This window comes from Dietzia sp. SLG310A2-38A2 (assembly GCF_014145095.1).
Lineage (GTDB): Bacteria > Actinomycetota > Actinomycetes > Mycobacteriales > Mycobacteriaceae > Dietzia.
In genome coordinates, this window is the sequence record NZ_JAALDX010000449.1 from 1 (window position 1) to 3,341 (window position 3,341).

A 3,341-nucleotide genomic window follows, 5' to 3' on the forward strand; every position below is an offset into this window, starting at 1 on the left:
CGTATGAAACCGCCCTCGGGCGATGCGTGCGGAACGCTCTTCTCGACGGGAGAACAGACGGGCCCGTTCTAGATGACGCCCTGCGCGAGCATCGCGTCCGCGACGCGGCGGAAGCCGGCGATGTTGGCGCCGGCCGCCAGGTCGCCGGGCATCCCGTATTCCTCGGCGGTGGCGGCAGTGGTGGCATAGATGTTGGTCATGATGCGGTCGAGCTCGGAGTCGACGCGTTCGAAGTCCCACTGCAGCCGACCGGCGTTCTGACGCATCTCCAACCCACTGGTGGCCACACCGCCGGCGTTCGCGGCCTTGGCGGGACCGAACAGGATGCCCTTCTCGTGGATCACCTCGACGGCCTCCTCGGTACACGGCATGTTGGCCCCCTCTGCCACCAGCCGGCACCCGCTACCCGCCAGAGTCCGCGCGGCGTCGCCGTCGAGCTCGTTCTGCGTCGCGCAGGGCAGCGCGATGTCGCACTGCACCTCCCACACCGAACGCCCCTCGACGAACTCGCAGTCGCCCCGCTCCTTCGCGTAGACCGAGAGCCGCTCGCGTCGGACATCCTTGACGTCGGCGAGCAGATCCAGGTCGAGACCCCTCTCATCGACCACATACCCGGAGCTGTCCGAGCAGGCCACGACAGTGGCTCCCAGTTGGGTGGCCTTCCTGGCCGCGTAGAGGGCCACGTTCCCGGAACCGGAGACCACCACGCGTGAGCCGTCGAGACTGAAGTCGGTCTCGCGGAGCATCTCGCGGACGTAGTAGACGAGCCCGTAGCCCGTGGCCTCCGTCCTCGCCCAGGACCCCCCGTAGCCGATCCCCTTGCCGGTGATCACTCCCGCTTCGTTCCGGCCCGTGACCTTGCGGTACTGGCCGTACATGTAGCCGATCTCGCGGGCGCCCACGCCGATGTCGCCGGCAGGCACGTCGAGGTCCGCCCCGATGTGATGGGCGAGTTCGGCCATGAACGACTGACAGAAGCGCATGACCTCGCCGTCACTCTTACCGTGGGGGTCGAAGTCGGAGCCGCCCTTACCGCCGCCCAGCCCCAGTCCGGTGAGCGCGTTCTTGAAGACCTGCTCGAAGCCGAGGAACTTCAGGGTGTCCTCGTCGACGGACCGGTGGAACCGCAGACCGCCCTTGTACGGGCCCAGGTCGGAGCTGAACTGGACCCGGAAACCGCGCTGGACCTGGATCACTCCCGAGTCGTCGACCCACGGCACGCGGAAGGACACCACCCGTTCGGGCTCGACGATCCGCTTGAGGATCCCACCCCCGACGTACTCGGGATGCTGCCTGACCACGGGGGCGAGTGACTCGAGCACCTCGTGCACGGCCTGCCGGAAGAGCTTCTGCCCGGGGTTGCGGGCCACCACGGACTCGAGCGCATCGTGCAGGGCGGCGTCGGCGTCGAACATGGAACCTCCGGTCAAGGGCTACGGTCTGGGGGCTGCGATCTGGGGCTGCGGAGTGAGGGCTACGAGCACGCGGGCCACCCGACTCGGGCGACACCTCGGACCGAGGTTCCGGAGGTCGGTGACACGGCCGGAGCCGCGTCGCCGCCGTGCCGCAGCCTAGCGTCTGTCCGCGCTCATCACCGAGCCAGGCCGCTCCGGACCGCGCAGCGAACTCCCCGGGGCGAAATTCCCCGCGGACGTGGATCCGGTCATACGATCGACGGTCACGGAGCCGGCCGGTTCCCTTCCCCGCTTGATAGGAACAGTGACCCCTATGCGACACCTCCCCCACCGCCGCACGTGGAGTCTCGGCGCCCTGGTGGCCGTCGTCGTCGTCACGGCTCCGGTCGCCGCGCAGGCACAGCCACGCGACGGCGCCCCGGCGGTGGACAACTCACGGGCGATGAGCGCAATCGAACACGAGTCGCTCGAGGACGCGCTCGCAGAGGTCGGCACCACCGCAGCGGGCTTCCGGTCGCACTCCGTCCTGGCCGACCGCCTGGCCGATGCCTCGGACGACTACACCGTCCGGTTCCCCGAGGCCTTCGCCGGTGTCCGGATCGTGGGCGCGGCCGGTCAGGTGGCGGTGGTCCGGGGGACCGACCAGGCGGAGCTGTTGATCGCCGACGCGCGAACCCGCGGTTTCACCGTGTATTCCGCTCCCACCCCGGCTCGGCAGCTGGACCAGAGGGCGGAGCGGGCACAGGACTGGGCGGACTCCCTTCCCCCGGGCCAGCGGGACGGGGTCACCGCGATCGACGTGGATCCCTCCACCGGTGACGTCACCGTGGTGGTGGAGGACTCGGGGGCCGCGCCCGCTCCGCCCGCGGAGCTCGGGACGGGCGTGCGTGTCGCAGGATTCCGCCCCGCCCAGGGTTCGCTCGGATCGGGGACGGCGACGCTGCCCGACACCCAGAACCCCACGATCCCGGATCCCGGCACCCTGCTGGCGAACTCCATGGTGGGTGGAACCCGCATGTACGTCCTGTCCCCCTCCCGCACGGTCGCCAACTGGTGCTCCCTCGGGTTCAACGGGATCCGCGACGGGCGGGTCGTCAACATCACCGCGACCCACTGCAGTTCCTTCACGGACCCCGCGACGGGACAATCCGTGTTCCGGCCCGGCACGGTCTCGGAGAGCGGCACCTCGCCGAGGCTCGGCGCGTTCACCTCCGGGGAGGCCGACGAGGCCCTCGACGCGGCGCTGATCACCGTCGATCCCGAGGACGATCCCCGTTTCCGGAACTCGCACGTCCTCGCCGACGGCGCGCGACCCCTCGCTCTGTCCGGCACGCAGTCCCCGGTCAGGGGACAGATCCTGTGCAAGTACGGTCAGCGGACCGGATATACCTGCGGGAGGGTGTCCGGTATCGACTCGGCGACCCCGGGCGGGGTCAGGAACGTCACGATCGAGCTGTGCGCGATCGCGGGTGACAGCGGCGGCGTGGTGTTCTCCGAGACACGTGCGGTGGCGGTGACGAGTCTGTCCAACGCCTTCGACTCCAACGACCAGCCCTACCCGAGCTGCGAGGTGGCCCGGACCGAACTCGCCCGTCGCGGGGCGGTCCCCACGATGGTCGGGGTGACCGTCGGTGCGATCTCGGCCCGCTTCCCGGGACTCCAGGTGGGCGCTGCGTGACACACCAATCCCACTAATCACACGTGTCACACTGGACTCAGTAATCACATCTCCGTAATCTTGGCCGCAACTGGTCGACCTGAAGTCGTCCACCGTGCATCACGGAAGGCCACCATGCGCACCACCTCGAAGCTCGCTGCCCTCACCGCCGCCGCGGCCCTGGTCGTTACCGCGACCCCGGCCGGAGCGGCCCCCACCCCTACTCCCGCCCCGGCAGCACCCGCGGCGGCGCAGGCGCTGCCCACCCA

General features: G+C 69.8%; 2 protein-coding genes. One reads left to right on the forward strand and one right to left on the reverse strand.

Annotated features, from left to right (window positions below):
* Positions 1-68: 68 nt before the first annotated feature.
* Positions 69-1,415: an NADP-specific glutamate dehydrogenase gene (gene gdhA / locus G6027_RS14825; protein ID WP_182637843.1), complete on the reverse strand. Its 1,347-nt coding sequence runs from the start codon at positions 1,413-1,415 to the stop codon at positions 69-71.
* Between the two features lie 313 nt (positions 1,416-1,728).
* Between gdhA and G6027_RS14830 the strand changes: the two genes are divergently transcribed.
* Entirely contained in the window at positions 1,729-3,093 is a 1,365-nt protein-coding gene (locus G6027_RS14830; protein WP_241727164.1) for a S1 family peptidase, read from the forward strand.
* Positions 3,094-3,341 lie beyond the last annotated feature (248 nt).